Source organism: Microbacterium sp. NPDC096154 (assembly GCF_040302945.1).
Lineage (GTDB): Bacteria > Actinomycetota > Actinomycetes > Actinomycetales > Microbacteriaceae > Microbacterium.
This window is the reverse complement of record NZ_JBEOSM010000004.1, coordinates 186,660-210,589: the sequence shown is the minus strand read 5'-3', so window position 1 is coordinate 210,589 and position 23,930 is coordinate 186,660. Positions and strand designations below refer to the sequence as shown.

At 72.3% G+C, this 23,930-nt stretch carries 17 protein-coding genes; 8 read left to right on the top strand and 9 right to left on the bottom strand.

The genetic code is table 11. From position 1 onward, the window contains the following. The first annotated feature begins 27 nt into the window (after window positions 1-27). Both ligM and ABTW64_RS07535 read left to right on the top strand, forming a co-directional pair. On the top strand, window positions 28-1,437 hold the full coding sequence (ligM, locus tag ABTW64_RS07540; protein ID WP_350620903.1) for a vanillate/3-O-methylgallate O-demethylase: 1,410 nt from the start codon (window positions 28-30) through the stop codon (window positions 1,435-1,437). 105 nt (window positions 1,438-1,542) lie between these two features. Continuing rightward, window positions 1,543-2,127 carry a PadR family transcriptional regulator gene (locus tag ABTW64_RS07535; RefSeq protein ID WP_350620901.1) on the top strand — a complete coding sequence of 195 codons (585 nt, stop codon included), beginning with the start codon at window positions 1,543-1,545 and terminating at the stop codon, window positions 2,125-2,127. 98 nt (window positions 2,128-2,225) lie between these two features. On the opposite strand, the gene ABTW64_RS07530 is transcribed toward ABTW64_RS07535, so the two are convergent. Genes ABTW64_RS07530 through ABTW64_RS07510 form a run of 5 tightly spaced genes read right to left on the bottom strand, consistent with a single transcriptional unit; the run spans window position 2,226 to window position 12,247 of the window. After that, window positions 2,226-5,591: an ATP-binding protein gene (locus ABTW64_RS07530; protein ID WP_350620899.1), complete on the bottom strand. Its 3,366-nt coding sequence runs from the start codon at window positions 5,589-5,591 to the stop codon at window positions 2,226-2,228. After that, window positions 5,588-6,376 carry a DUF4194 domain-containing protein gene (locus ABTW64_RS07525; RefSeq protein WP_350620897.1) on the bottom strand — a complete coding sequence of 263 codons (789 nt, stop codon included), beginning with the start codon at window positions 6,374-6,376 and terminating at the stop codon, window positions 5,588-5,590. Before ABTW64_RS07525 ends, ABTW64_RS07530 begins: the two co-directional genes overlap by 4 nt. Next, on the bottom strand, window positions 6,373-7,950 hold the full coding sequence (locus tag ABTW64_RS07520; RefSeq protein ID WP_350620895.1) for a DUF3375 domain-containing protein: 1,578 nt from the start codon (window positions 7,948-7,950) through the stop codon (window positions 6,373-6,375). The genes ABTW64_RS07525 and ABTW64_RS07520 overlap by 4 nt, the downstream gene beginning before the upstream one ends. A gap of 44 nt (window positions 7,951-7,994) precedes the next feature. Beyond that, on the bottom strand, window positions 7,995-11,174 hold the full coding sequence (locus tag ABTW64_RS07515) for a DEAD/DEAH box helicase (protein WP_350620893.1): 3,180 nt from the start codon (window positions 11,172-11,174) through the stop codon (window positions 7,995-7,997). A 41-nt stretch (window positions 11,175-11,215) separates the two neighbouring features. After that, window positions 11,216-12,247: a serine hydrolase gene (locus tag ABTW64_RS07510; protein ID WP_350620891.1), complete on the bottom strand. Its 1,032-nt coding sequence runs from the start codon at window positions 12,245-12,247 to the stop codon at window positions 11,216-11,218. A gap of 233 nt (window positions 12,248-12,480) precedes the next feature. On the opposite strand from ABTW64_RS07510, the gene ABTW64_RS07505 reads away from it, so the two are divergent. After that, window positions 12,481-13,113 (top strand): ATP-binding protein, encoded by a 633-nt coding sequence (locus tag ABTW64_RS07505; RefSeq protein ID WP_350620889.1) that lies wholly within the window; start codon window positions 12,481-12,483, stop codon window positions 13,111-13,113. Between the two features lie 5 nt (window positions 13,114-13,118). On the opposite strand, the gene ABTW64_RS07500 is transcribed toward ABTW64_RS07505, so the two are convergent. Continuing rightward, window positions 13,119-15,089, bottom strand: coding sequence for a M13 family metallopeptidase (locus ABTW64_RS07500; protein ID WP_350620887.1), 1,971 nt, complete (start codon window positions 15,087-15,089; stop codon window positions 13,119-13,121). 452 nt (window positions 15,090-15,541) lie between these two features. On the opposite strand from ABTW64_RS07500, the gene ABTW64_RS07495 reads away from it, so the two are divergent. Then, the gene (locus tag ABTW64_RS07495; RefSeq protein ID WP_350620885.1) at window positions 15,542-16,885 is read left to right on the top strand and encodes an MATE family efflux transporter; all 1,344 of its coding nucleotides are present in this window, start codon (window positions 15,542-15,544) and stop codon (window positions 16,883-16,885) included. A gap of 10 nt (window positions 16,886-16,895) precedes the next feature. Beyond that, window positions 16,896-17,909: an aldo/keto reductase gene (locus ABTW64_RS07490; RefSeq protein WP_350620883.1), complete on the top strand. Its 1,014-nt coding sequence runs from the start codon at window positions 16,896-16,898 to the stop codon at window positions 17,907-17,909. A 3-nt stretch (window positions 17,910-17,912) separates the two neighbouring features. On the opposite strand, the gene ABTW64_RS07485 is transcribed toward ABTW64_RS07490, so the two are convergent. Beyond that, window positions 17,913-18,383, bottom strand: a complete 471-nt coding sequence (locus ABTW64_RS07485; RefSeq protein WP_350620880.1) for a VOC family protein — start codon at window positions 18,381-18,383, stop codon at window positions 17,913-17,915. A gap of 307 nt (window positions 18,384-18,690) precedes the next feature. Between ABTW64_RS07485 and ABTW64_RS07480 the strand changes: the two genes are divergently transcribed. Further along, a complete protein-coding gene (locus ABTW64_RS07480) occupies window positions 18,691-20,001 on the top strand; it encodes a M23 family metallopeptidase (RefSeq protein WP_350620878.1) in 1,311 nt (436 codons plus the stop codon). Between the two features lie 20 nt (window positions 20,002-20,021). On the opposite strand, the gene ABTW64_RS07475 is transcribed toward ABTW64_RS07480, so the two are convergent. Continuing rightward, the gene (locus ABTW64_RS07475) at window positions 20,022-20,681 is read right to left on the bottom strand and encodes a TrmH family RNA methyltransferase (RefSeq protein ID WP_350620876.1); all 660 of its coding nucleotides are present in this window, start codon (window positions 20,679-20,681) and stop codon (window positions 20,022-20,024) included. Window positions 20,682-20,798: 117 nt separating this feature from the next. Between ABTW64_RS07475 and ABTW64_RS07470 the strand changes: the two genes are divergently transcribed. After that, window positions 20,799-22,079, top strand: a complete 1,281-nt coding sequence (locus ABTW64_RS07470) for an Nramp family divalent metal transporter (RefSeq protein WP_350620874.1) — start codon at window positions 20,799-20,801, stop codon at window positions 22,077-22,079. Between the two features lie 43 nt (window positions 22,080-22,122). Continuing rightward, window positions 22,123-22,758 carry a metal-dependent transcriptional regulator gene (locus ABTW64_RS07465; protein WP_350620872.1) on the top strand — a complete coding sequence of 212 codons (636 nt, stop codon included), beginning with the start codon at window positions 22,123-22,125 and terminating at the stop codon, window positions 22,756-22,758. 84 nt (window positions 22,759-22,842) lie between these two features. Here the strand turns inward: ABTW64_RS07465 and ABTW64_RS07460 are convergent, their stop codons facing one another. After that, entirely contained in the window at window positions 22,843-23,826 is a 984-nt protein-coding gene (locus ABTW64_RS07460) for an SDR family NAD(P)-dependent oxidoreductase (RefSeq protein ID WP_350620870.1), read from the bottom strand. Window positions 23,827-23,930 lie beyond the last annotated feature (104 nt).

Genomic DNA, 23,930 nt, shown 5'->3' with positions numbered 1-23,930 from the left:
ACCCACCCCAGACAGAGAGGTTTCACCGTGGGACACAAGAACCTGCAGGAGGTGCTCGACGCCAAGGGATCGGCCGTCGAGCTGCTGCGCAACTCCCAGATCGGCTCGTACATCTACCCGGTCGTGCCGGCCGACTTCCAGAACTGGATCAAGGAGCAGCGCGCCTGGCGCGAGACCGCGGTCCTGTACGACCAGTCGCACCACATGGACAACCTGTTCCTCAAGGGATCCGACGCGATCAAGCTGATCAGCGACACCGCGATCAACTCGGTCGCGAACTTCCCGGTCGACAAGGCCAAGCAGTACGTGCCGACCAGCTCGACCGGCGGGGTCATCGGCGACGGCATCCTGTTCCGCGAGGCCGAGGACGAGTACGTGTACGTCGGCCGCGCGCCGGCGGCCAACTGGCTGCTGTACCACGGTGAGACCGGCGGCTATCAGAACCTCGACATCGAGGTCGACCGCCGCTCGCCGTCGCGCCCCTACGGCGACGCCGTGACGCGCAAGTACTACCGCTTCCAGATCCAGGGCCCCCGGGCCTGGGAGGTCATCGAGAAGCTCAACGGCGGCCCGCTCGAGCAGCTGAAGTTCTTCAACATGTCGACCATGACGATCAAGGGCAAGACCGTGCGCACCCTGCGCCACGGCATGGCCGGCGCCCCGGGCCTCGAGATCTGGGGTCCCTACGCCGACCACCACGAGATCCGCGACGCGATCGTCGAGGCCGGCGCCGAGTTCGGGCTCGTGCCCGTGGGTTCGCGCGCCTACCCGTCGAACACGCTCGAGTCGGGCTGGATCCCCTCGCCGCTGCCCGCCATCTACTCGGGCGAGGCCGAGCGCGCCTACCGCGAGTGGCTGCCCGCCGACAGCTACGAGGCCACCGGAACGCTGGCCGGATCGTTCGTGTCGGAGAACATCGCCGACTACGAGCTGACCCCGTGGGAGCTCGGCTACGGCTCGTTCGTGAAGTTCGACCACGACTTCATCGGCCGTGACGCGCTCGAGAAGGTCGACCCGGCGTCGCAGCGCAAGAAGGTCACGCTGGCCTGGAACCCCGAGGACCTGGGCAAGGTGTGGACGTCGCTGCTCGACGTGGAGGGCCCGCAGTACAAGTTCTTCGACCTGCCGCTGGCCAACTACGGCTCAGCCAACTACGACAAGGTCGTGGACGCCGACGGCACGGTCGTGGGCTTCTCGATGTTCACGGGCTACAGCGCCAACGAGAAGCGCGGCCTCTCGCTCGCCACGGTCGACGCCGATGTGCCCGAGGGCACCGAGCTCAAGGTCGTGTGGGGCGAGCCCGACGGCGGATCGAGCAAGGCCTCGGTCGAGCCGCACGAGCAGTTCGAGGTGCGCGTGGTCGTCAGCCCCGTGCCGTACTCGACGGTCGCCCGCCAGGAGTACCAGGGCGGCTGGCGCACGGGCTACAACGCCTGACCGGCGCGAACGAGGGGCCCGGGCCGCACGATTCGGCGCCCGGGCCCCTCGTCCTATACAAGTGGATGACGATCCCACGGCGATCGTGCCGAGAGGAGGGGCAGGATGAGCCTTCGCTATGCACTGCTGGCGCTGCTGCGCGTCGGCCCGATGTCGGGCTACGACCTGCAGAAGCAGTTCCAGGTGTCGGTGGGCCACCTCTGGCACGCCCCGGACAGCCAGATCTATCCCGAACTGCGCAAGATGGAGTCGGACGGCCTGGTGGTCGGCGAGGACCAGCCCCGCGGCGAGCGCGGCACGCGCCGCGTGTATCACCTCACCGAGGAGGGCGAGCGCGACTACGTCCGCTGGATGGAGGAGCCGCTCGCCTACCAGCGCGTCCGCGAGCCTGCGAGCCTGAAGGCCGCCTACCTCGAGGCGGCGTCGCCTGTGGCGGCGCGCGCCTTCCTCGACGAGCACATCCGGCACTGGAGCGGGGAGCTCGAGCAGTGGGAGGCCGAGCTCGAGCGCATCGATGCACGCGTCAACCCCATGCTCATGCGGCGCCTCGAGGCGAGCGCCGCCGCCGACCACGATCGCGTCGTCGCCTTCAAGCGCTTCGGCTACGAGGGTCTCGTCGACCGCGCCCGGGCCGAGATCGCGTGGGCCGAGCGCGGCCTCACGCTGCTCGACCGCCTCTACGGCGCCTGACCTGCGAGCGCACATCCACCGCGCGAGACCACACGCACATTGGTGTGGTCTCGGCAATCGGATGTGAACTCAGCGGCTGGACGTGCGCCGCCCCGGCATCACCCGACTCCGTCGCCGACCCCGACGACGGCCTTCGCGCGGGAGCGGCCGCTGGCGCTCTTGAGCACGACGTACGACGCGTCGACGTGGGGCTCGAGCGCGCTCACCTTGTCGTTCGGCGCGCCGATCACGAGCTGGAAGCCGAGGCCGCGCCAGGCGCCGACCGCGCGGCCCGAGAACTGGGCATCGGCCTTGATCAGGGCCTCGTCGAGCAGCACGGGCGCGTAGCGCGGCCGCTCGGCGCGCGCGTCGCCGAGCTGGTAGCGCAGCGCCGCGCCGACGATGAACGCGACGAGCTCCTGCGACTCGCCGCCCGACTTCTCGCCGATGTGGTCGTAGAGCGCCACGTGCCGCCCCTCCAGGTCGACCTTCTCGGCCGACAGCCGCACGTGCCGGCGCACGTCGATGAGGTCGGCGAAGTCGGGCGAATCCCGTCGGATCCGGTCGATGAGGCGCGCCATCCGGACGTACCGCGCCTCCCGCTCGGCGTCGGTCGCCTCGCCCGACAGCACGGTGCGCAGCTCGCGCAGGTCGCGGCGGAACCCCTGCAGCACGGTCGAGTGCACCTGGCGCGCGTCGATCCTCAGACGGTGGGCGTCGTCCGCGAACGGCAGGTCGGAGAGGATCTCGTTCACGGGCGCGATGCGCTGCGTGATCTCGTCGCGGGCCCGGCGCAGCGCGTTCTCCAGGTCGAGCAGGTCGGCGCCCGACAGGCGCATGAGGCTGCGGCGCCATTCCTCCTCGAGCTCGTGCAGCTTGTCGGCCTCAAGCGCCGTCAGCACCCGATCGAAGTCGTCGTACGCGTCGACCGGGTCCGTGCCGAGGTTCGGATCGGGCCACTGCCGCAGGAACGCCTCGAAGATCGTGCCGAGCGCGTCGAGCGCCGTGCGGACGGCCGTCTCGGCGGCCTCGCGATCGCGGCGCAGGCGCTCGGATGCGCGGGCCGCGATCGCGTCGAACGCCGCCAGCGCCGCGGCGGGCGTGGCGTCCGGAGACACGCCCGTGTCATCGGCGAGCAGCTCCGCGAGGTACGCGTCGTGCGCGGCCGTGACCCGCTCGTCGCCCGCGTCCGTCTCGGCGGCGTCGATCACGCGAGCCGATGCGTCGACCTCGTCGGTGATCCGTTCCCACTCCGCGCGCAGGCTCGCGGCGGTCGTCTTGGCGGCGCCGAGCTCCTGGGCGAACGTGTCCACTGCGACGTCCAGCTCCGCAGCCCGGCGCTTCAGCTCGGCCAGGTCGGCGTTCTCGGTCGATACCCGCTCGATCGCGGTCGCCCAGCGGGCGCGCTGGGCCTCCGCCGCGCCGACGTCCACCTGCTCCCATGCCAGCTCGGCGACCGCGCGGTACGCGTCGCGCTCGTCGTCGAACGCGTCGATCCGGCTGTCGGCCTCGCGCAGCCCGGTGCCGATCTCCTGCAGCGCGCGCTCGGCGTCGGCGATCTGACGATCCAGCTCGGCGAGGCGGCGGTGGTTCGTGAAGCCCAGCGCGTTGCGGGCGCCGTGGCCGCCGTGCGCACCGCGCGCCCCGTCGCTGGTCTGGCCTGCCCGCGTGAGCGCCTTGTCGTGGTGCGCGAACTCGGCCGGGCTGTCCACGCACACGTACGCGAAGCGCTCGGCGAGGCGCGACCGCAGCCAGCCGCTGAACGGTCCCGGCGCGTAGTCGAGCCGGCCCGGCAGGGTGCGGTGGTCGAGCCCCACGTCGGATCGCAGGCCCGTCGGCGCCCCCTGGAAGCTGATGCGCTGCGCCGACGGCACGCCGTCGATCGCCGTCCGGAAGCGCGCGAGGTGTGCGGCATCGACCAGCATGGTGTTCTTGAAGCCGCCGAGAGCGAGGTTGAACGCCTCGCGCCAGACCTCGTGCGGCGTCTGCACCTCGATCAGCTCGCCGACGAACGGCAGCTCCTCGATGCTGAGCCCCGCTGCGTGGGCCAGCGCGACGCGGGCCTGGTGCAGCCGCTCGTCGATGTTGCCGCGCCGGCCCGCCAGCGCCGCCCTCTCGGCACGCAGCGCCGAGAGCTCCGCGTTGGCTTCGCGGGCGCGATCGCGCACCCGGTCCCGCTCCTCGAATACCGCGTGACGCGCGTCCTTGCTGGCCAGTCGGGTGCGCGCCGCGGCGGCGAGACGGTCGAAGTCGTCCGCCGACGCCACCGTCGCGCCGAGCGTCTCGAGCGCGCGGTCCAGCCGCCGACGGGCGGCCTGCACGGTCTCGAGGCGGCTCTCCGCCGCCGCGAGCTCACGCTCCGCGGTCTGCAGCTGCTGTCCGCCCGATGCCCACAGCATCTCCCTCACGCCGCCCAGCTCGGCCTTGCGAGCCCGCACCGCGACCTCCAGGTCGACGACGCGATCCTCCGCGGCGCGTGAGCGCGCCCGCACGTCGTCCTCGACGGCGCGCAGCAGGTCGCGCCGCCTGCCGTGGCGCCAGACCGCGACCGGAGAGGCGTCGTCCTCGGGGCGCCCGACCGCCTCGATCAGGTCGAGCCGGGCGCGCGCCTGGTCCATCGCCGCGCGATGCTGCCGAATGCCCGACAGGGCGCGCACCTGCTGTCGCGCGGTGACCATGCGCGCACGCGTGTCGGCGAGCTCGTCGAAGTGCTGCACGACCTCGTCGGCCTTGGCGAGGGTCTCGGGCTCCTCCAGCACCATCGCCTTGTACAGCGCGTCGACCGTGGTGATCTGCTGCCCGGCCTGGATGCGGGCGAGCAGCGAGACCGCCTTGGCTCCGCCGCCCGCCGCGCCGATGCCGAGGGTGGAGTGCAGGCGGGCCGTGAACTCCTTGTCGGTGTCGAAGCAGGCCAGCCCCATCCGCGTGAGCGCCGGGCGGGGGAAGCGCTGCGCGGCCGCGGCGCCGAGCTCCGTCAGGTCGAGCTCGCCGCCGAGCGTCATGCGCACCGGGGTCAGCTCCTCGAGCGCCCGCGCCCCTGCGGGCACGTACCAGGCTCGGATGGCCGTGAACATCGATCCGGCCTGATCCGACCAGGTCATGGCGATCGCCGACCAGATGTCCTCGCCGTCGCCGCGCAGCACCCGCTGCTGGGTGCCCTCGTCGGTGCGCGACTCGTCGATCTTGCCGCGCGCGTACGAGAGCACGTTGCGCTGGTCCTTGCCGCGCGGGCGGCCGATGACTCCGCCGTTCGACGCGCCGTTGAAGGGCACGGTGTGCGGCATGAGCAGCGCGATGTAGGCGTCCATGAGCGTGGACTTGCCCGATCCGGATGCGCCCGACAGCAGGGTCGCCCCGGGCGCGAACCGCACTCGGTGGTGACCGTCGTAGCCGCCCCAGTTGACCAGCTGCAGGTCGCGCGCGATCCACTGGCGCCCGGTGGACGCCGCCGGGATCAGCCCGAACAGCGTGTCGATCATCGTCATGCGTCGTCCTCGTCGTCCGCGCGGTCATCCGCATCCGAGCCGTCCGGCCCGGCCTCCGTCGTCCCGGCGTGTTCCGCGCCGCCCTCACGGTGCGCTCCCGAGCGGAGCCAGGCGAGCAGCTCGGTGAGGCGCTCGACCGACAGCACGACCTCGACCAGCGGCGCGACGCGGTAACGGCCCTCGGACTCCTCCTCGAGGAAGCCCTCGGTCGCAAGCCGCGCTACGGCCTTGCGGATCTCGCGCTGCCGCGCGGCGACATTGGTCTCGTCGGGATCGAGGAAGCTGAGCGCGGTCTGCTCGAGATCCTCGGCGTCCACGCGCGCCGAGACCTCGCCCGCTCCGCTCTCGCGGTGGAAGAGGCTGCGCAGGTGCACGAGCAGCACGGTCTCGATGCGGGTGTAGGGCTCGTCGCGCAGCAGCACCGGCACTTCGATCTCGCGCGAGCGCACCTGCTGCTTGTAGGCCAGACCGCGGTCGTGGTCGACCACGAGCCGCACGAACATGTCGTGCAGCCGCGACTCGATCACCTGCTGGTGCGCGATCAGCGCCTTCCACTGCTGGGGGTTGACGTCGGCACGCAGGTAGCGGCGCCGCAGCAGCTGCACCAGCACGCGCCGCGCCTCGACGTCGAGCGTGCCGGTGTCGCCCGGGAAGAGGTCGGCCGGATCGTCCTCCATCGCGACCGGCTCGATGAACGCGCTCTCCGTCACAGCGCTCTCCGTCACAGCACTCTCCGTCACAGCACTGTCCGTCACAGCGCTGTCCGTCACAGCCGTGTCGCTCATGCGGGTGCTCCTTCGTCGGCGGGCTCACGGGCGGGAAGGCGGGGATCCGGATCGGCGGCATCCGGCTGAGCAGGATCGGCGGCATCCGGATGATCCACGTCCTCACCGCCGCCGGGCTGCGGGACGCGCGTGGTCACGCCCGCGAAGGCCAGCCGCCGCCGCGTGCCGTCGGGGCGCACGGCCACGACCTCGACGACCTCATCGCCCTCGTCCAGCCCCCATCGATCGGCGATCTCGAACAGTCCGACCAGGTCGGCCGGGCGCCGCAGCTCGTCCGGCGCGGCCTCGAACGCCGCCGCGAGGTCGACCACGCCGCCCCGCCTCGTGAGCTCCTCGATGTGCGCGCGCAGCTCGGCATAGCGCGGGCCGCCCCAGCTGCGCGCCTCGGCCAGGGTGGCCGGATCGTCGTCGTCCGCCCACACGGCCAGCTCCGCCGGGGCCCGCTGGGGTCGCAGGGCGTCGAGCGTGGTGCGCAGCGGCCCGACCTGGGCGCGCGGCAGCCGGCGCAGGCCTCGCACCGGCTCGTTGCGGCGCGTCGTCGGCATCCAGCCCGCGAGCTCGACCATCGCGTCGCGCAGCAGGTCGTCGACCTGTCGGTCACGCAGGGGGTCGTGGTGGCGCACCTGCGTCGTGATGACACGCGAGGCGGTGCGCTGCGCGGTCAGCACCGTGTCGAGGCCCTGCTCGATCTGCCGCGACAGATTCGCCAGCTCGTCCCTCTGCTGCTGCGGCAGGCTCGTCGCGAAGGGCTGGCGCAGCACGAGGTCGAGCTGCGCCGAGAGCTCCTCCAGCCGCTCCGGGTCGCCGACCAGCCGCAGCGCGCCGGCGAACGCCCTGCCCTCGGCCGTGGCGTCGAGCACGTGCTCGGCGCGATCGAGATACTCGCGCAGCACGTCGCCGGTGGGGCGCTCATCCTGCCGCAACGCGGCGACGACCTCGCGCTGGAGGGCGCGGATCGACTCGGCCACGCGCGTGAAGTCGGCGGGCAGCTCGCGCACCAGCGACAGCACGTTCTCGGCATCCTCGCGCAGGCGCTCCTCGTCGGCGGTCTCCACGACGCCGGTGCGGTCGAGCCGGTCGAGCTCGCGCTTCAGACGCAGGATCTCGGTGTTCAGCCGGGCGCTGCGGCGCAGCACGTCCGGATCGGCGTCCTGTGCGAGCCGCTCGACCGCGTCGAGCAGCGTGCGCACGCGCGAATGGGTCACGCGCGCCCGCGGCCCCCCGGCCCGGCTGGCGATGTCGAGCGCGCCGACGGCGTGGGCCGAGAGGCGGTAGACCTCGGTGTCGGCGTCGTCGGCCTGCCGCACGAGCCATCCGGCGTCGACCCACTGCCGGCACAGCTCGCGCGCCGATCCGACGGGCAGGGCCTCGCGACCGGCGGCCCGCAGCTGCTCCAGCGCGTCGCCGATCTCGGTGTGCGCGTCGGCCACCGGCACGCTCGGCCGCACGCTCGTGAACACCGACGCGAGCAGCGTGACGACGAGCGGAGCGTGCCTCTTGTGCAGCAGCGCGAGCATCGGGCTCTGGAAGGCTCGCAGCGCCCCCTCGTAGGCGCCCTCGATCCGCGTGCTCATAGACGTTCCAGGCTAATCGGCGCAGCCGGCATCCCCGCGCGCGATCAACCGTCGACCAGGCCGCGGAAGTCGGCCGCCGTGAGCGCCCCGAGGCCCTCGGGGTCGTCGTCACCCAGCACGTCGCGGAACAGTCGCGACTTCTTCTCCTGCATCTGCACGACCTTGGCCTCGATCGTGCCCCTCGAGATCAGGCGGTAGACCATGACCGGCCGCGTCTGGCCGATGCGGTGGGCGCGGTCGGTGGCCTGCGCCTCGGACGCGGGATTCCACCACGGATCGAGCAGGATGCAGTAGTCGGCCTGGGTCAGGTTGAGACCGAACCCGCCGGCCTTGAGCGAGATGAAGAACACCGGCACGTCGCCCGCCGTGAAGCGCTCGATCATGCGCCGACGCCTGCCCGCGCCGACCGACCCGTCGAGGTACGCGTAAGGGATGCCGCGTGCGTCGGCCACGCCGGCCGCCCGCCCCAGGAACGAGGTGAACTGGCTGAACACCAGCGCGCGGTGCCCGTCGCCCACGATCTCGTCGAGCAGCTCGCCCAGCTTGTCGAGCTTGGCCGACGGCGCCGTGCCCTCTCCGACCAGCTCGGGATCGAGCGCCAGCATCCGCAGCGTCGTGAGCGAGCGCAGGATCTCCATCCGGTTCGCCTGCACGTCGTCGAGCAGGTTCATGACCTTCTGCCGCTCGCGCTGGAGTCGCAGCGTGTACGCGCGCTGGTGCGCGGGATGCAGCTCCACCTCGAGCAGCTGCTCGGTCTTCTCCGGCAGATCGGTGGCGACCTGCTCCTTCGTGCGGCGCAGCATGAACGGCCGGATGCGTCGGCGCAGGCGGGCGAGACGGGCCCCGTTGCGCTCGCGCTCGATCGGCTTGCGGTAGTGATCGGTGAACGACTTCTCGCCGCCCAGCAGGCCCGGGGCGGTGAGCGTGGCGAGCGCCCACAGCTCGAGCAGGTTGTTCTCGAGCGGCGTGCCCGTGATCGCGAGCTTCGTGGGCGCCGACAGCAGCCGAGCGCACCGGTAGCCCTGCGAGCGGTGGTTCTTGATCTGCTGGGCCTCGTCAAGCACGAGCACCCGGAACCCCATGGCCTGATACTCGTCGAAGTCGAGGCGGAACAGCGCGTAACTGGTCACGACCAGGCTCGCCCCCGCGGCCGCCTCGGCGAGTCGGGTGCCGCGCTTGCCCGTGGTCTCCTCGATGCCGACGGGTGCCAGCGCGGGTGCGAACCGCTCGGCCTCGCCCACCCAGTGGCTCACCACGCTGGTGGGCGTGACGACCAGGAACCTCGAGCCGGGCTCATCCTGGCGCGCCTTCTCGAGGGCGGCCAGCACCTGCACGGTCTTGCCGAGGCCCATGTCGTCGGCCAGGATGCCGCCCAGCCGGTGCGCGCGCAGGAAGTCGAGCCACGCGTAGCCCGTGCGCTGATACTCGCGCAGCGTGGCGCGGAAGCCCTCGGGTGTCGGCACCGGCTCGAGCCGGTCGATGTCGCTCAGCGCACGCAGGCGCTCGAACCACTCCTGGGTCTGCGCCTCGACGACCCCGCTCGCCACGAGCTCCTGCCAGAGATCGACCTGCCAGCCGCTGATGCGCAGCGGGCCGCCCTGGCGGTCCTGCAGCCCGCGCGCCTCTTCGATCATGTGCCGCAGCGGCTCGAACTGCGCCGCCCCCAGCGTGAACACCGTGCCGCTCGGGAGCACGAGATAGCGATGACCGCCCACCAGCGCGGCCAGCAGCGTGCCGAACGGGACCGGCTCGCCGCCCACGTCGACGCTGACCTCGAGGTCGAACCAGTCGTTGCCCGACGGCTCTGCCGACACGTGCACGACGGGCAGCTCATCGGCGAAGCGGTACTCGGGCAGCGCGTCGGTCTCGTCCACGCGCAGGCCCTCGACGCCGCGCAGCGCGGGCAGCACCTCCGCCAGGAACTCCACCGTCTCGTCACGGGTCAGGCTGGCCGCGCCGAAGGCAGTGCCCTGCCGCACCCCCAGCAGCCCGGCCCGCTCCCCCGCAGCCGCCACCACCGCGTCGCCGACCTCCCGCTCCTGGGCAGGCATGCGCGTGCCGCCGCCGTCGGGGTACTCCCAGCTCCACGCGAGCCGCGCGAGGTGGTCGGCGTGCGCGACCGTCAGGACCAGGATGGGCCGGGCGGGCGCGGGGACGTCGTAGGTTCCGCCCAGCGAGCGCAACGGGGCGATACGCCGCAGCCGCGGCAGGTAGTCGCGCTCGAAATCCGCGATGGCCTCCTCGGGCACCGTGAACGGCTCGCCCTCCGCCAGACGGGCGAACGCGTCGTCCAGCGGCTCGGCCAGCGGCACCAGCTCCCGCACGCGATCGTCGTCGACCAGCGCCATGCCGACCACGGGCGACCCCAGCGGCATCAGCCGCAGACCCGGATCGGCATCGAGGTCGATCACGGGCTGCACGACCAGCGAGCCGTCGCGGCGGGCGAGGTCGAGGAAGTGGCGGGCCGGCTGCGCGCGCAGGCCGACGTCATCCTGCGTCTTCGACGCGCCCACGAACGGCACCGCCGCGTCCCGCAGCTCCTGCAGCACCTGCCACAGGCCGCGACTGGGCAACTCGTCGAGCCGGATCCACTGCGGTGCGCGATCGTACGAGCCCCAGCGGCTGGCGTAGGCGCGGCCGCCCTGGCCGCGCGCGGCCGACTCGAAATGCTCGCGCGACTCGTGCAGCGCCGCGATCTCGCCCAGCGCGCGCACCTGCGCCGCCGACAGCCCCTGTGACGCCAGGTCGCGCCAGCCGATGCCCGTGCGGATCCACGTGCCCCGGCTGCCCTTGATCGCCGGGCGCACCTGCACGCCCGGCCGATCGCCGCCCTCGTCGACGCCGAACAGCAGGGCGACCTCCGCCGGACGCTCGTCGGCCTCGCCGCCGAACGCCCGGTCGAGCGCGCGTCGCCACGGCTCGACGCGACCGCTGCCGCCGCCCACCGGACGCGACCCGCTCGCCAGGGCGTACAGAACGCCGGCCGAGTGCACGCACAGCCGGTCGCCGCAGGACTCGCACTCGAACGCCACACCGCCCGTGCGGTCGTCGACGTCGACGAACACCGCGAAGCGCCCCACCTTGGCCTCGTACGACGTGACATCGCGCGAGACCGCATCGGCGATGATCCGCACCGTCCCCTGTGCCGCGAGGTGCGCCCCCGAGCGCATCACCCACTCGGGCACGGTGGCCTCGAGCCCGGCGAGGTCGAGTTCGAACGGCACCCGTCGAGCCTACGTGCGCCCTCCGACAGTCGGCCCGATGGTCAGAGGGCTCGCTCCATGAGGTCGCGCCCGAGCGCGTGGAACGCGCTGTGCACGCGGTGACGGTCGAGCGCCGACTCGTCCTCGAACGCCACGATCAGCGCGAACGCGAACGCTCCCCGGCGACCCGCGACCACGCCGGCCTCCGCCCGTGCACCCGCCTCGCGGCCGGTCTTGCCGAAGAACGTCACGCCGTGGTCGTCGCGCCCGCCCCAGAACGGATCGACCCCGAGCATCGCGCCCACGAGCCCGGCATCGGCGGGAGGCGAGAGCCAGTCGACCACGCGCGAGCTGACCGACTCGCTCACGGCTGTGCCGGCCGCCAGCGCGCCGAACAGCGCCGCGAACTCCCGCGCCGTTCCCAGCGCGAGGTGCGGCGCGTCGTCGGGGCCCCGGCGGTCTCGGAACCGATCGAGCAGCGCCGTCCGCGGCATCCTGAGCGCCAGGATGCGCCGCGTGACGTTCTCGTGGCCCACGCGATCCAGCAGAGCATTGGCCGCGAGAGCGTCTCCCGCGGCCGCCAGCACGGCCAGATCGGTCACGGGAAGCGAGGGGACCGCCATGGTGCGCCACAGCCCGGTCGGCGCGGCGCCCTTCTCCTCCGGCCGGTCGACCAGCTCGAACGGCTCCAGTGAGCCGTCGTCGAAGCGCGCCGCGGTCTCGATCAGCAGCGGCACCATGCCGAGACCGCCCACGGGCAAGGGCACGTGACCATCTCCCGAGAGCACGCTTCCGCCGGGGAGCGCCATGCCGCCGGGGGGCGCCGTGCTCTCGGGGAGTGCCGTGCCGTCGGGCAGCGCCGAGCCATCGGGGAGCGCCGGGCCATCGGGGAGCGCCGGGCCGCCGCCGTCCAGGTCGACCACCTGCACCGCGACGCGGGCACCGTGCAGCGAAAGCGACTCGAGCGCCGCCAGCGTCGCCCCGAACGAGCCGCGAGCCGACCGCGCGCGCCCACGCCGGGCGCCGGCCGGCGCCTGGGTGCCGGTCACACCGAGCCGCTCCTGGCGGTTGTGTCTGCGGGGGTCTGCGCCCACGTTCGGTTCCTCCGTCGATCCGTCCTCGCGCGGCGGCCGGATCTCTGCTTCCTCGTCGCACGATTCTGCACCCGTCCCGAGGCGCCCCGACATCCGTCAGGCGAAGATCCGATGAAGTTCGCCGAAGGACGCCCGGTCAGCGGCGCATCTCGGCGATATTCCGCTCGGGCCACCCCGGGCGTGGCGCGCCCGCTTCCATGGTCGTCCCAGCGGGGTCGCGGCACAATCGGTGCGTGCCCTCCGATACCGCGTCTGCCGCCGCGCCGGCGATCCCGTCCGTCGACGCTCCCCTCGCGCAGGTCGTGCTGATCGGGGGCGCCAGCGGATCGGGCAAGTCGCGGCTCGCAGCGCAGTCGGGGCTCCCCATGCTGCGGCTCGACGACTTCTACCGCTCGGGCGACGACCCCGCCCTGCCGCGCCGCGACAACGGCGAGGTCGACTGGGATCATCCGGGCTCCTGGCACGGCGACCGGGCGCTCGCCGCGCTCGAGCAGCTGGCCCGCACGGGCAGGGCCGAGGTCCCGGTCTACGACATCGCCGCCAACGACACGGTCGGCACGCGCCTGCTCGAGCTCGACGGATGCACGCGCTTCGTCGCCGAAGGCGTGTTCGTGGCGGAGGTGGCGGCCGAGGCCCGCCGCCGCGGACTGCTCGCCGATGCGCTCTGCGTGCGTCGTTCGCGCTGGATCACCATGGTGCTGCGGTTCGTGCGCGACGTGCGCGAGCACCGCAAGCCGGTCGGCGTGCTCATCCGGCGGGGCGTGCGGCTCGCGCGACAGGAGCCCGTGATCGTCGCGCGCCTGCGCACCGCGGGCTTCCGCACGGTCTCGGTACGCGGCATCCGTCGCCTCCTCGCCCGCCCCTGACCGGGCTACCAGATCGTGACGCGCTGCTCCTCCGGAAGCCACAGCGCATCCTGCTCGGTCACGTCGAACGCCTCGTAGAACGCGTCGATGTTGCGCACGATCTGGTTGCAGCGGAACTCGTTGGGCGAGTGCGGGTCGATCGTCAGCAGGCGGATGGTCTCGGCCTCACGGCCCTTCTGCTGCCACACCTGCGCCCACGAGAGGAACAGGCGCTGCACGCCCGTGTAGCCGTCGATCACCGGCGCCTCCTCGCCGCCCAGCGACAGCTCATAGGCCTTGAGCGCGATGCCCAGGCCGCCCAGGTCGCCGATGTTCTCTCCGATCGTGAGCGCGCCGTTGACCTTGTGCGACGCATCGAGGCCGACCGGCGTCAGCGCGTCGTACTGCGCGATCAGCGCCTTGGTGCGCTGCTCGAACGCTGCGCGGTCGGCGTCCGTCCACCAGTCGGTGAGGCTGCCGTCGGCGTCGTACCGGCTGCCCTGGTCGTCGAAGCCGTGGCCGATCTCGTGCCCGATGACCGCTCCGATACCGCCGTAGTTCGCGGCGTCGTCGCGCTCCGGGTCGAAGAACGGGTACTGCAGGATGGCCGCCGGGAACACGATCTCGTTCATCAGCGGGTTGTAGTACGCGTTGACGGTCTGCGGCGTCATGAACCACTCGTCGCGGTCGATCGGCTGGCCGACCTTGGCGATCTGGCGGTCGTGCTCGAACGCGCTGGCCCGTCGCACGTTGCCCAGCAGGTCGGCCGCGTCGATCTCGAGGCCGCTGTAGTCCTTCCACTTCGCCGGGTAGCCGATCTTGGGCACGAACGAGTCGAGCTTCTTGAGCGCCCGCTCGCGGGTCTCGGCACCCATCCACTCCAGGTTCGTGATGCTCTGGCGGTACGCCTCGATCAGGTTGGCGACCAGCTCGTCCATCGCCGCCTTTGCAGCCGGCGGGAAGTGACGCTCGACGTACACCTTGCCCACGGCCTCGCCCAGGGCCCCTTCGGCGAGCGCGACGCCGCGCTTCCAGCGCTCGCGGATCTCGGGCACGCCGGTGAGCTCGGTGCCGTTGAACGCGAAGTTCTCCTGCACGAACTCCTCGGTCAGATACGGCGCCGCGGCGCGCACGATCTTGAACCGCAGCCAGGCCTTCCAGTCGTCGATGCGCGCATCGGTCAGCAGCGTGCCGATGCCTTCGAGGAACGAGGGCTGGTACGCCACCACCTCGGCGAAGGCCTGCGGGTCGCCCGGTGCGACGCCGTCGAGCCACGGCGTCAGATCAAGCCCGGTGAGCCGCTCGATCTCGTCCCACGTCTTGAGGTTGTACGTCGCGACGGCATCGCGGCTGCGCACGTTGTCCCAGTGGTGGGAGGCGATGTCGGTCTCGAGCGCGACCACGCGCTCGGCCTGCGCGGCCGCCTCCGGGATGCCGGCCAGCTCGAGCATGCGCTCGACGTGCTGGCGGAACTTCGCGCGGGTGCCGGCGAAGTTCTCGAGGCGGTAGTAGCTCTCGTCGGGCAGCGACAGCCCGGCCTGCACCAGGAAGGGCACGTAGCGCGTCGGGTCGCCCGGGTCGGGCTCGACGAACACGGCGATGACGTTGGCCACGCCCTGCCGGTCGAGGGCCCCCACCGTGCCGAGGAACGACGGGATGTCGGCGACCGCGTCGGCCAGCGCCAGCGGCTCCGCCAGGGGTGCGGCGCCGAGCTCGGCGATGCGCTGCTCGTCCATGAAGCTCGCGTAGACGTCGCCCACCTTGCGGGCCAGGGTGCCGGGCTCGGCCTGCTGCGACTCCTCGACGATCGCACGCACATCCTTCTCGGCCTGCTCGGCCAGCAGGTGGAAGGAGCCCCACCGCGCCTTGTCGCCCGGGATCTCGGTGCGCTCGATCCAGGCGCCGTTCACGTGGCGGTAGAGGTCGTCCTGCGGGCGGATCTGCGGGCTCAGCTCGTCGAGGGCGATCCCGGATCGGAGAGTGGCGGCGTCGGTCATGGCACCACCCTACGGGCGCGCTTCCCAGCACGAGTCCATTCGCGCCCACCGCACATCGGCACCGCCCGGGACACATCCGTCCAGCCGACGCACATCCCTCCCGCCAACCCACATCCCTCCCGCCAACCCACAGCCACCCGGATATGCCGTGGCGGGGACCATATGCACTGAGCGCTGATCATGGCCGGATGCCGAAGTGCGCAAGTCGTCGACGCAGTGCGTCGGCAGTCTCCATGTGGGTGTCCATCCACCTCACGTACGGGTCCCGGGAGTGCCCGCGGATCCAGTCGCCTCGCTCCTTCTCGTCGAGCAACGCCTCCTGCGGGGTCCTTCCCGTCACCTCACCCCCGTCCGGATGCGCTTCCACGCCGTGGATGTGCGCTCTCCGCGCAGGATGGACTCTCGGCGCAGCACGGGGCCCACGTGTCGGGGGCCCGAACTACCCTCGAACGGTGACCCGCACGCGCACGCTGAACCGCGACATCCTGCGGCTGGCCGTGCCTGCGCTCGGCGCGTTGGTGGTCGAGCCGCTGTTCCTGCTCGTGGACGCCGCGCTGGTCGGGCATCTGGGGGTCGTGCCGCTCGCCGGACTGGGCATCGCGTCGTCGATCCTGCAGACGATCGTCGGGCTGATGGTGTTCCTCGCGTACTCGACCACGCCCGCGGTCGCACGGCGGTTCGGGGCCGGGGATCTCCGCGGCGCCGTGTCTGCGGGCGTCGACGGCCTCTGGCTCGCGCTCGCCATCGGAGGCGTGCTCGCGCTCGCGGGATCACTCGCGACGCCGGCGCTCGTGTCGGCTTTCGGGCCATCAACCGCGGTGGCCGCCCAGGCGCAGACGTACCTCGGCATCTCGATGTGGGGCCTGCCGGCGATGCTCATCGTGTTCGCCGCGACCGGCCTGCTGCGCGGCCTGCAGAACACGGTGACCCCCCTGTGGATCGCCGGCCTCGGCTTCACGGCCAACGCGGCCCTGAACGCGCTGTTCATCTACGGGGTCGGGTGGGGCATCGCCGGGTCGGCGGCGGGCACGGTCGTCGCGCAATGGGGCATGGTCGCCGCGTACGTGGTGGTGGTCGGGCGGCTCGCGCGCCGGCATGCGGCGCCGCTGCGTCCGCACCGGGCCGGGATCGGCGGCTCCGCCAGGGCCGGGGGCTGGCTGTTCCTGCGCACCGTGAGCCTGCGACTCTCGCTGCTGCTCACCGTCGCCGTCGCGACCGGGCTCGGCACACACGAGCTCGCGGGATGGCAGATCGTGTTCACCATCGCGTCGACCGCTGCCTTCGCACTCGACGCGCTGGCGATCGCCGCGCAGGCGCTGATCGGCAAGAGCCTCGGCGCGGGGGACGTCGACGAGGTGCGGCACGTGCTGCGGCGCACCGTGGCGTGGGGCGCCTGGTTCGGCGCCGCACTGGGCCTCGCGATCGCGGCGCTGTCAGGGGTGCTGGGCCTGGCCTTCACGAGCGACCCGCAGCTGGCGACGCTCATCCAGCCCGCACTGCTGCTCATGGGTCTGCTGCAGCCGCTCGCGGGCGTCGTGTACGTGCTCGACGGCGTGCTGATGGGGGCGGGCGATGCTCGCTACCTCGCGCTCGCGGGCGTGCTCACCCTCGTGCCGTTCCTGCCCGCCCTCGCGGTGATCGCATGGGCCCACCCCGCCGGGCCGGCCGGCCTCTCGTGGCTGACAGTGGGGTTCTTCGCGATCCTGATGGCGGCTCGGCTGGCCACGCTCGGCTTCCGCGTGCGCGGGAGTCGCTGGATGACGGTCGGCGAGCGCCCGGTCGAGGTCGCGCCCTAAGGTGGCACGCGTGACGACCGAGACCACCGCCGTGACCGACCTCATCGAACTGGGCGACGGCCTGCGGGTGCCCCGCCAGGGCTATGGCGCGATGTCGCTGAGCGACATCTACGGCCCCGTGACCGACGACGACGCGCTGCGCACGCTGACGCACGCGGTCGACGCCGGGGCGACGTTCATCGACACCGCCAACATCTACGGGATGGGCCGCAGCGAGCGGATCATCTCGCGGCTTCTCCGCACCCGTCGCGACGAGGTGCAGCTCGCGTCGAAGTTCGGCATCGTCGCCGGCGGCGGCGTCGGACAGCGCGGCATCCGGGGCGATCGCGCGTACGTGCGCGAGCAGCTCGAGCTCAGCCTCGAGCGCCTCGGCACGGATCACCTCGACCTCTACTACCAGCACCGCGTCGACCCGAACGTGCCCATCGAGGACACCGTCGGGGCCCTCGCCGAGCTCGTCGCCGAGGGCAAGATCCTGCACATCGGCATCTCCGAGGCCACGGCCGACGAGCTGCGCCGGGCGGCGTCCGTGCATCCGATCGCCGCGGTGCAGAGCGAGTGGAGCATCGTCAGCCGTGACGTCGAACAGCACGTGGTGCCGGCTGCGCGTGAGCTCGGCATCGGCTTCGTGCCGTATTCGCCGGTCGGCCGCCAGTGGCTGACCGGCCTGTTCGATCCCACGGCGATGGAGGCGGCCGACGGCCGCCCCAAGTTCCCGCGCTTCGCGCCCGAGAACCTCGCGGCGAATCAGCCGCTGCTCGACGAGGTGCTCGCGGTCGCCGACGAGGCCGGCGTGACGGCGGCCCAGTTGTCCATCGCGTGGCTGTACGACAAGGGCCGGGCGCTGGACCTGCCCGTGGTGCCCATTCCCGGCACGCGCTTTCCCCACCGGGTCGACGAGAACCTCACGGCCGCCGGCATCACCCTCTCCGCCGACCACGTCGCGCGGCTCGATGCCCTGGCCGCACGGGTCGTCGGCCACCGCTCGTTCAACCCGACGTGGGTGTCCTCAGGGCGGGAGTGACCGCTACGCCAGGGCCTCGAGCTCGGCGATCTCGATCTTCTTCATCCGCATCATCGCCTGGATCTGCTCGGGCGTGCGCATGAGCGCCTCCATGTCGGCGGGCACGATCTGCCAGCTGACGCCGAACCGGTCCTTGCACCAGCCGCACTGCTCCGACTCCGGCACGGCCGAGAGGCGATCCCAGTAGTAGTCGATCTCGGCCTGGTCGCGGCACGCGACGACGAAGGAGATGGACTCGTTGAACGTGAAGTACGGACCGCCGTCGAGACAGCCGAACGGCACGCCGCCGAGCGTGAACTCGCCGTTGATGACCTTGCCGGCCATGCCTTCGAAGTGCGGGTCGATGTTCTCGTCGGGGTATTCGTCGACGCGATCGATCCGGCTCTCGGGGAACACCTCGCAGTAGTACTCCATCGCCTCTCGGGCATTGCCGTCGAACCAGAGAAAGGGGCGGATGAGGGGAGCGCTGATCATGGACGACCTCCTTGTCGCGGGTCACGCTACGCCGGGCCTCGGCCGCCCGACACCCTCAGATCGCGGCCTGCGCCACTCATCCCCCCGCGAGCGCCACCCAGCGGCGGCGGCGAGCGCCGCTGAGACCTCGCGCGACCCCCGCACCGGGCACGCGCCCGGCGCCAGGATGGACCCCGAGGTGAGGACGCCAGACATGGAGCATCGCAGGCACCGCTGCATGGGTAATTCAACCCAGGGCCTTCCATCCCTCGCCCAGCGCAGGCACCATGAGTGCGGAGCGACTCCGTCGACCCTCCGGAAAGACCAGATGCAGACCCCGATTTCGAAGCCCGTGCAGCACCTCGTGATCACACGGCGTGGTCATGAGCTCCGGGTGCGCGCAGGCCGTTCGGCGTCCGCCATGGCTCTGCTCGCGGTGACGATCGCGGCCACTGCGGCCGCCGTCCCGCGCGATGCCGAGGCCCCCTCCGCTCCGGAGCCCGTCTCGATCGTCGCGCAGGCCGCGTACGCCGGATCGCCCGCAGCCGCGGAGGACGAGGGGTTCGGCGCCCCCGACCTCGAGCTGCCGCGCTTCGAGGGCGAGGGGCTCTCGCACGAGGCCGCGCAGTTCGCGGAGGAGGCGCAGACGCTGCCGCCGGGCTTCGAGACGCGGTCGTACGCGGCCACCACCCCGGAGGAGCTGAAGGAGATCCAGCGCAAAGCGCGGATGGAGCTCATCCGCAAGGCCATCGCGGCCGGCATCCCTGTCGATCTGTCGCGGTTCTCCGACGCCGACATCGCCCGGCTGGCCTCGCTCGACTCTCTCGCATGGCCCCTTGCGGGGGGCGCCCTCACCGACGGATTCGGCGCGCGCGGCGGGCGCCACATGGGCCTCGACATCGCGGCGCCGGCCGGCACGCCCATCGGCGCGGCGGCGCCCGGCATCGTCATCCTGTCGAGCGAGAGCTATTTCGGCTACGGCGTGGCCGTGATCATCCAGCACCTCGACGGCATGCAGACGCTCTACGGCCACATGCTGCACGGCAGCCGAGTCGTCGAACCGGGCGACTGGATCGAGGCGGGTGACCCCATCGGCCTGGTCGGCAACACGGGGCGCAGCTTCGGCAACCATCTGCACTTCGAGGTGCGCGTGCGCGGCACCGCGGTCGATCCCCTCGCGCATCTGTCGCGCGACAAGCGCGGCCCGGTGAACCTGGCGTCGTGGAAGCCGTCGTCCGTTCCCGTGCCGGATGAGTCGGAGTCGGGCGCACCTCGGCCTGCGGCTGTGCGTCCGGCGCCGTCGACTCCACCGAAGCCCGCGCCGGCGGCCGTGCCTTCGCGCACCCCCAAACCCGCGGTCACACCCCCTTCCGGCAGCACGCCGACGCCGACCCCGGGCACGCCGAGCCCCACGCCGTCGCAGACGACTCCGCCGCCGGCCAGCCCTCAGCCGGCGCCCGCACCGACCACGCCGGCGCCCGCACCGGCGCCCGCCCCGACGCAGAGCACCCCCGCTCCCGCGCCTTCCACGTCGGCGCCGGCCCCCGCTCCCAGCTCGCCGGCCCCGGCACCGAGCCCGTCACCCACGCCGGACGGGGGCCTGCTCGGCGGGCTCCTCGACACCCTGCTGGGCGGCTAGCCCGCGTATCGCCGGCACGGCTAGCCCGCGTATCGCCGGCACCACTCGTACATCACGACCGCGGCGGCAGCCGAGGCGTTGATCGAGCGCGTCGAGCCGTATTGGGTGATCTCGATGTGCCCCGACGCCGCGGCGAGCGCCTCGTCCGAGAGCCCGGGACCCTCCTGGCCGAACAGCAGCACGCACCGCTCGGGCAGCTCCGCCCGGTCGACGGGAACCGCGTCGCCCACGTTGTCCACCGCGATGACCGGGATGCCCTCCCCCCGCGCCCATGCAGCGAACGTCGCGACGTCGGGATGGTGCACGACGTGCTGGTATCGGTCGGTGACCATGGCTCCTCGGCGGTTCCAACGACGCCGTCCGATGATGTGCACGGTGTCGGCGAGGAACGCGTTGGCGCTGCGCACGATCGATCCGATGTTCATGTCGTGCTGCCAGTTCTCGATCGCGACATGGAACGGGTGGCGTCGCTCATCCAGCGCGGCGACGATCGCCTCCATGCGCCAGTACCGGTAGCGGTCGATGACGTTGCGGCTGTCGCCCTGCGCCAGCAGCTCCACGTCCCACACCGACTCGGGGTCATGCGCATCCGGGGGCCACTCCCCCGGCCAGGGACCGACACCGTGGGTCGATCGCTCGGGCGAGGCCTCCACGCTCTCGGGCAGCTGGGCATCCGTCACCCCGAAAGGCTATCCGCGCGCGGCACGCCGGAGGTGCGTCGCCGCTACAGTTTTCGGTGCACCTAAATCTCTGGCAGACTGTCCGCACCGCCCCCGCCGGATGACCAGGGAGAACGCATGACGACACTGACGTCTCAGCCGCCCACCGCCCGCCCGCCCCGGGTGGCGTGGCTGCTCGGCCCCGCTCTCGTGGCGGGCGTCGCCTACCTCGATCCGGGCAACGTGGCCAGCAACATGACGGCGGGCGCGCGCTACGGCTATCTGCTCGTGTGGGTCGTGGTCATCGGCAACGTGATGGCGTGGCTCATCCAGTACCTGTCGGCGAAGCTGGGCGTCGTGACGGGCCAGAGCCTGCCCGAGCTGCTGGGGCGGCGCATCCGGGGACGATGGGCACGGCGCGGGTACTGGCTGCAGGCCGAGCTCGTGGCCATGGCGACCGACGTGGCGGAGGTGATCGGCGGTGCGGTGGCGCTCAACCTGCTGTTCGGCGTGCCTCTGCTCTGGGGCGGCGTCATCACGGGCGCGGTCTCCATGGCGCTGCTGGTGATCCAGTCGAAGCGCGGGGCGAAGCCGTTCGAGTTCGTCATCATCGGCCTCATGGCGATCATCGCGATCGGCTTCGCGGTGGGAGTGTTCGTCGCCCCACCCGACGGTCCCTCCGTGCTCGCCGGGCTCGTGCCGCGCTTCACCGACGCCGGATCGGTGCTGCTGACGGCGTCGATCCTTGGTGCGACCGTCATGCCCCACGCGATCTACGCCCACTCCGCGCTGAGCCGCGACCGGTTCGCGCCGCGAGGCACGACCGAGCCGGTGTCCGGCGGCTCGCTCCGCGCGGGTGGCGTGAGCGTCAGCCGCATCCTGCGCGCGACGAAGTGGGACGTGACGATCGCGCTCGGCGTCGCCGGCACCGTGAACCTCGCGATCCTGCTGCTGGCGGCGGCCAATCTTCCCGGCGTCGCGGGCACCGACAGCCTGGAGGGTGCGCATGCGGCCATCGCAGAAGGCCTCGGCCCGGCGATCGCGACGCTGTTCGCGGTGGGGCTGCTGGCGAGCGGCCTCGCGTCGACGTCGGTGGGCGCCTACGCGGGCGCCGAGATCATGCAGGGCCTGCTGCGCGTGCGGGTGCCGCTGCTCGTGCGGCGCCTGGTGACGCTCGCGCCGGCGCTGATCATCCTGGCGGTCGGGTTCGACCCGACGCTCGCGTTGGTGCTGAGCCAGGTGGTGCTGTCGTTCGGCATCCCGTTCGCGCTCGTGCCTCTCGTGGTGCTCACGGCGCAGCGCCGCACGCTCGGCGAGCACCGCAACCGTCCGTGGACGACGGTCGCGGGCGCCGGCGCGGCGACGTTCCTGATCGTGCTGAACTCGCTGCTGCTGTGGCTGGTCGCGACCGGCGCGTGATGGTCATCCGGATCTTCCCGGGCGAGCCGCTTACGATCGACCCGTGCCCAACTCGCCCGCCGTCGACGACTACCTGAAGACGGTGTACGCCCACACCGAGTGGCAGGATGCCCCGATCACGCCGTCGGTGCTCGCCGCGAAGCTCGGGATCGCACCGTCGAGCGTGACCGAGATGGTCAAGAAGCTGAGCGCCCAGGGGCTGGTGGCGCACGAGCCGTACCGCGCCGTGCGGCTCACGGCCGAGGGAGAGCGGCGCGCCCTCGAGATGGTGCGACGCCACCGGCTGATCGAGACATGGCTCGTCGAGGACTTCGGGTACGCGTGGGACGAGGTGCATGAGGAGGCCGAGGTGCTCGAGCACACGATCAGCGATCGGCTGCTCGAGAAGATTGACGAGCGGCTGGGCCGGCCCCGCTTCGATCCGCACGGAGACCCCATCCCGGATGCCGCGGGCCTGGTCGAGCGCGAGGGCTTCGTGCTGCTCGCCGAGGCCCCGGTCGACCACCGGGGGCGCATCCTGCGGGTCAGCGACCGCGATCCCGGCCTGCTGCGGCTCATCGAGCGCGCCGGCATCGGCGTGGGCCAGGAGGTGCGCGTGAGGCCCGGCGGGATCGAGCTCGCGGGCGACACGGTCGACCTGCCCCCGGCCGCAGCCGAGGTCATCTGGCTCACCGCCTGAGCGCGCCTCGCACGGGGATCCCGCGTACTCAGGATCGGGATGCCCTGCCAGGTCCTGCGAAACCGGGATGTCCGGACGAAGCGATCACCGCGCGGCGCGCGCCGCGCGGGCAAAGGGCCACTCGATGCCCGTGAGCCGCTCGCACTCCTGCCACACGCGCGTGCGCACGTCCTGATCCAGCGCCCGACGCGACGGACGCTGGCGCACGGGCCGGCCCAGCGTCCAGAACCGCGGGCCCCAGTACTCGCCGCCGCGCACGTCGGGGTCGACCAGCGCGCGCACGAGCGACTCCGCGCCGCGCTCCTTGCTCTGCGCGAAGGGCTGCAGGCCATCGCGCACGCGCTTCCACCGACTCGGCTCGTTGACGCCGTGCACCCGCGGCGTGCGGCCGCCGATCGAGTAGCCGGGATGCGCCACCACGCTGTCGACCGGCACCCCGGCCTCACGCAGGCGCGCGTCGGCCTCCAGGCCGAGCGCGTGCACCACGAGCTTCGACTGCACGTAGGCCTGCCAGGCGTCGTAGCGGTTCTCGAGCTGGATGTCGGTGGGTTCCGGAGCGCCGAGGTGCGTCGACATGCTGCCGAGCCAGACGATCCGCGTGTTCTGGCGCCGGCTCGCCGACTTGGCGAGCGTCGTGAGCAGCTCGGCCGCGAGCACGAAGTGGCCCAGAGCGTTCGTGGCGAAGACGAGCTCGCGCCCGTCGCGCGTGAGCTCGCGGCGGCGGGGGGTGTGCACGATGCCGGCGTTGAGCAGCACGCCGTCGAGCCGCGAGCGCGAGAACAGTCCGCCCCGCACGGAGGCTGCTGCTGCGCGGATGGAGCCGGGGTTGCTGACGTCGAGCAGCAGGGTCTCGACCGACGCGCCGGGGTTGCGCGCCTCGAGGGCGTCGTGCGCGGCGGCGAGCCGATTGGGGTTGCGGCCGCTGAGCACGACGTGCGCTCCGGCGGCGGCGAGCTGCTCGCTCGCGAAGAACCCGAGGCCGGCGTTGGCGCCGGTCACCAGGTACATGCGGCCCGAGAGGTCCGGCAGCGCGGCCGGATCCCAGTCGTCGCCGCCGTGTTGGATCACATCCGAACGATATCCCCCGGGCGTGCCGCACCTGCACCGACGCCCCGGTCGCGACACAACGCAGCACCGTGCCGCTGCCGCGGCGGGTCGCACGGTGTGCTCGA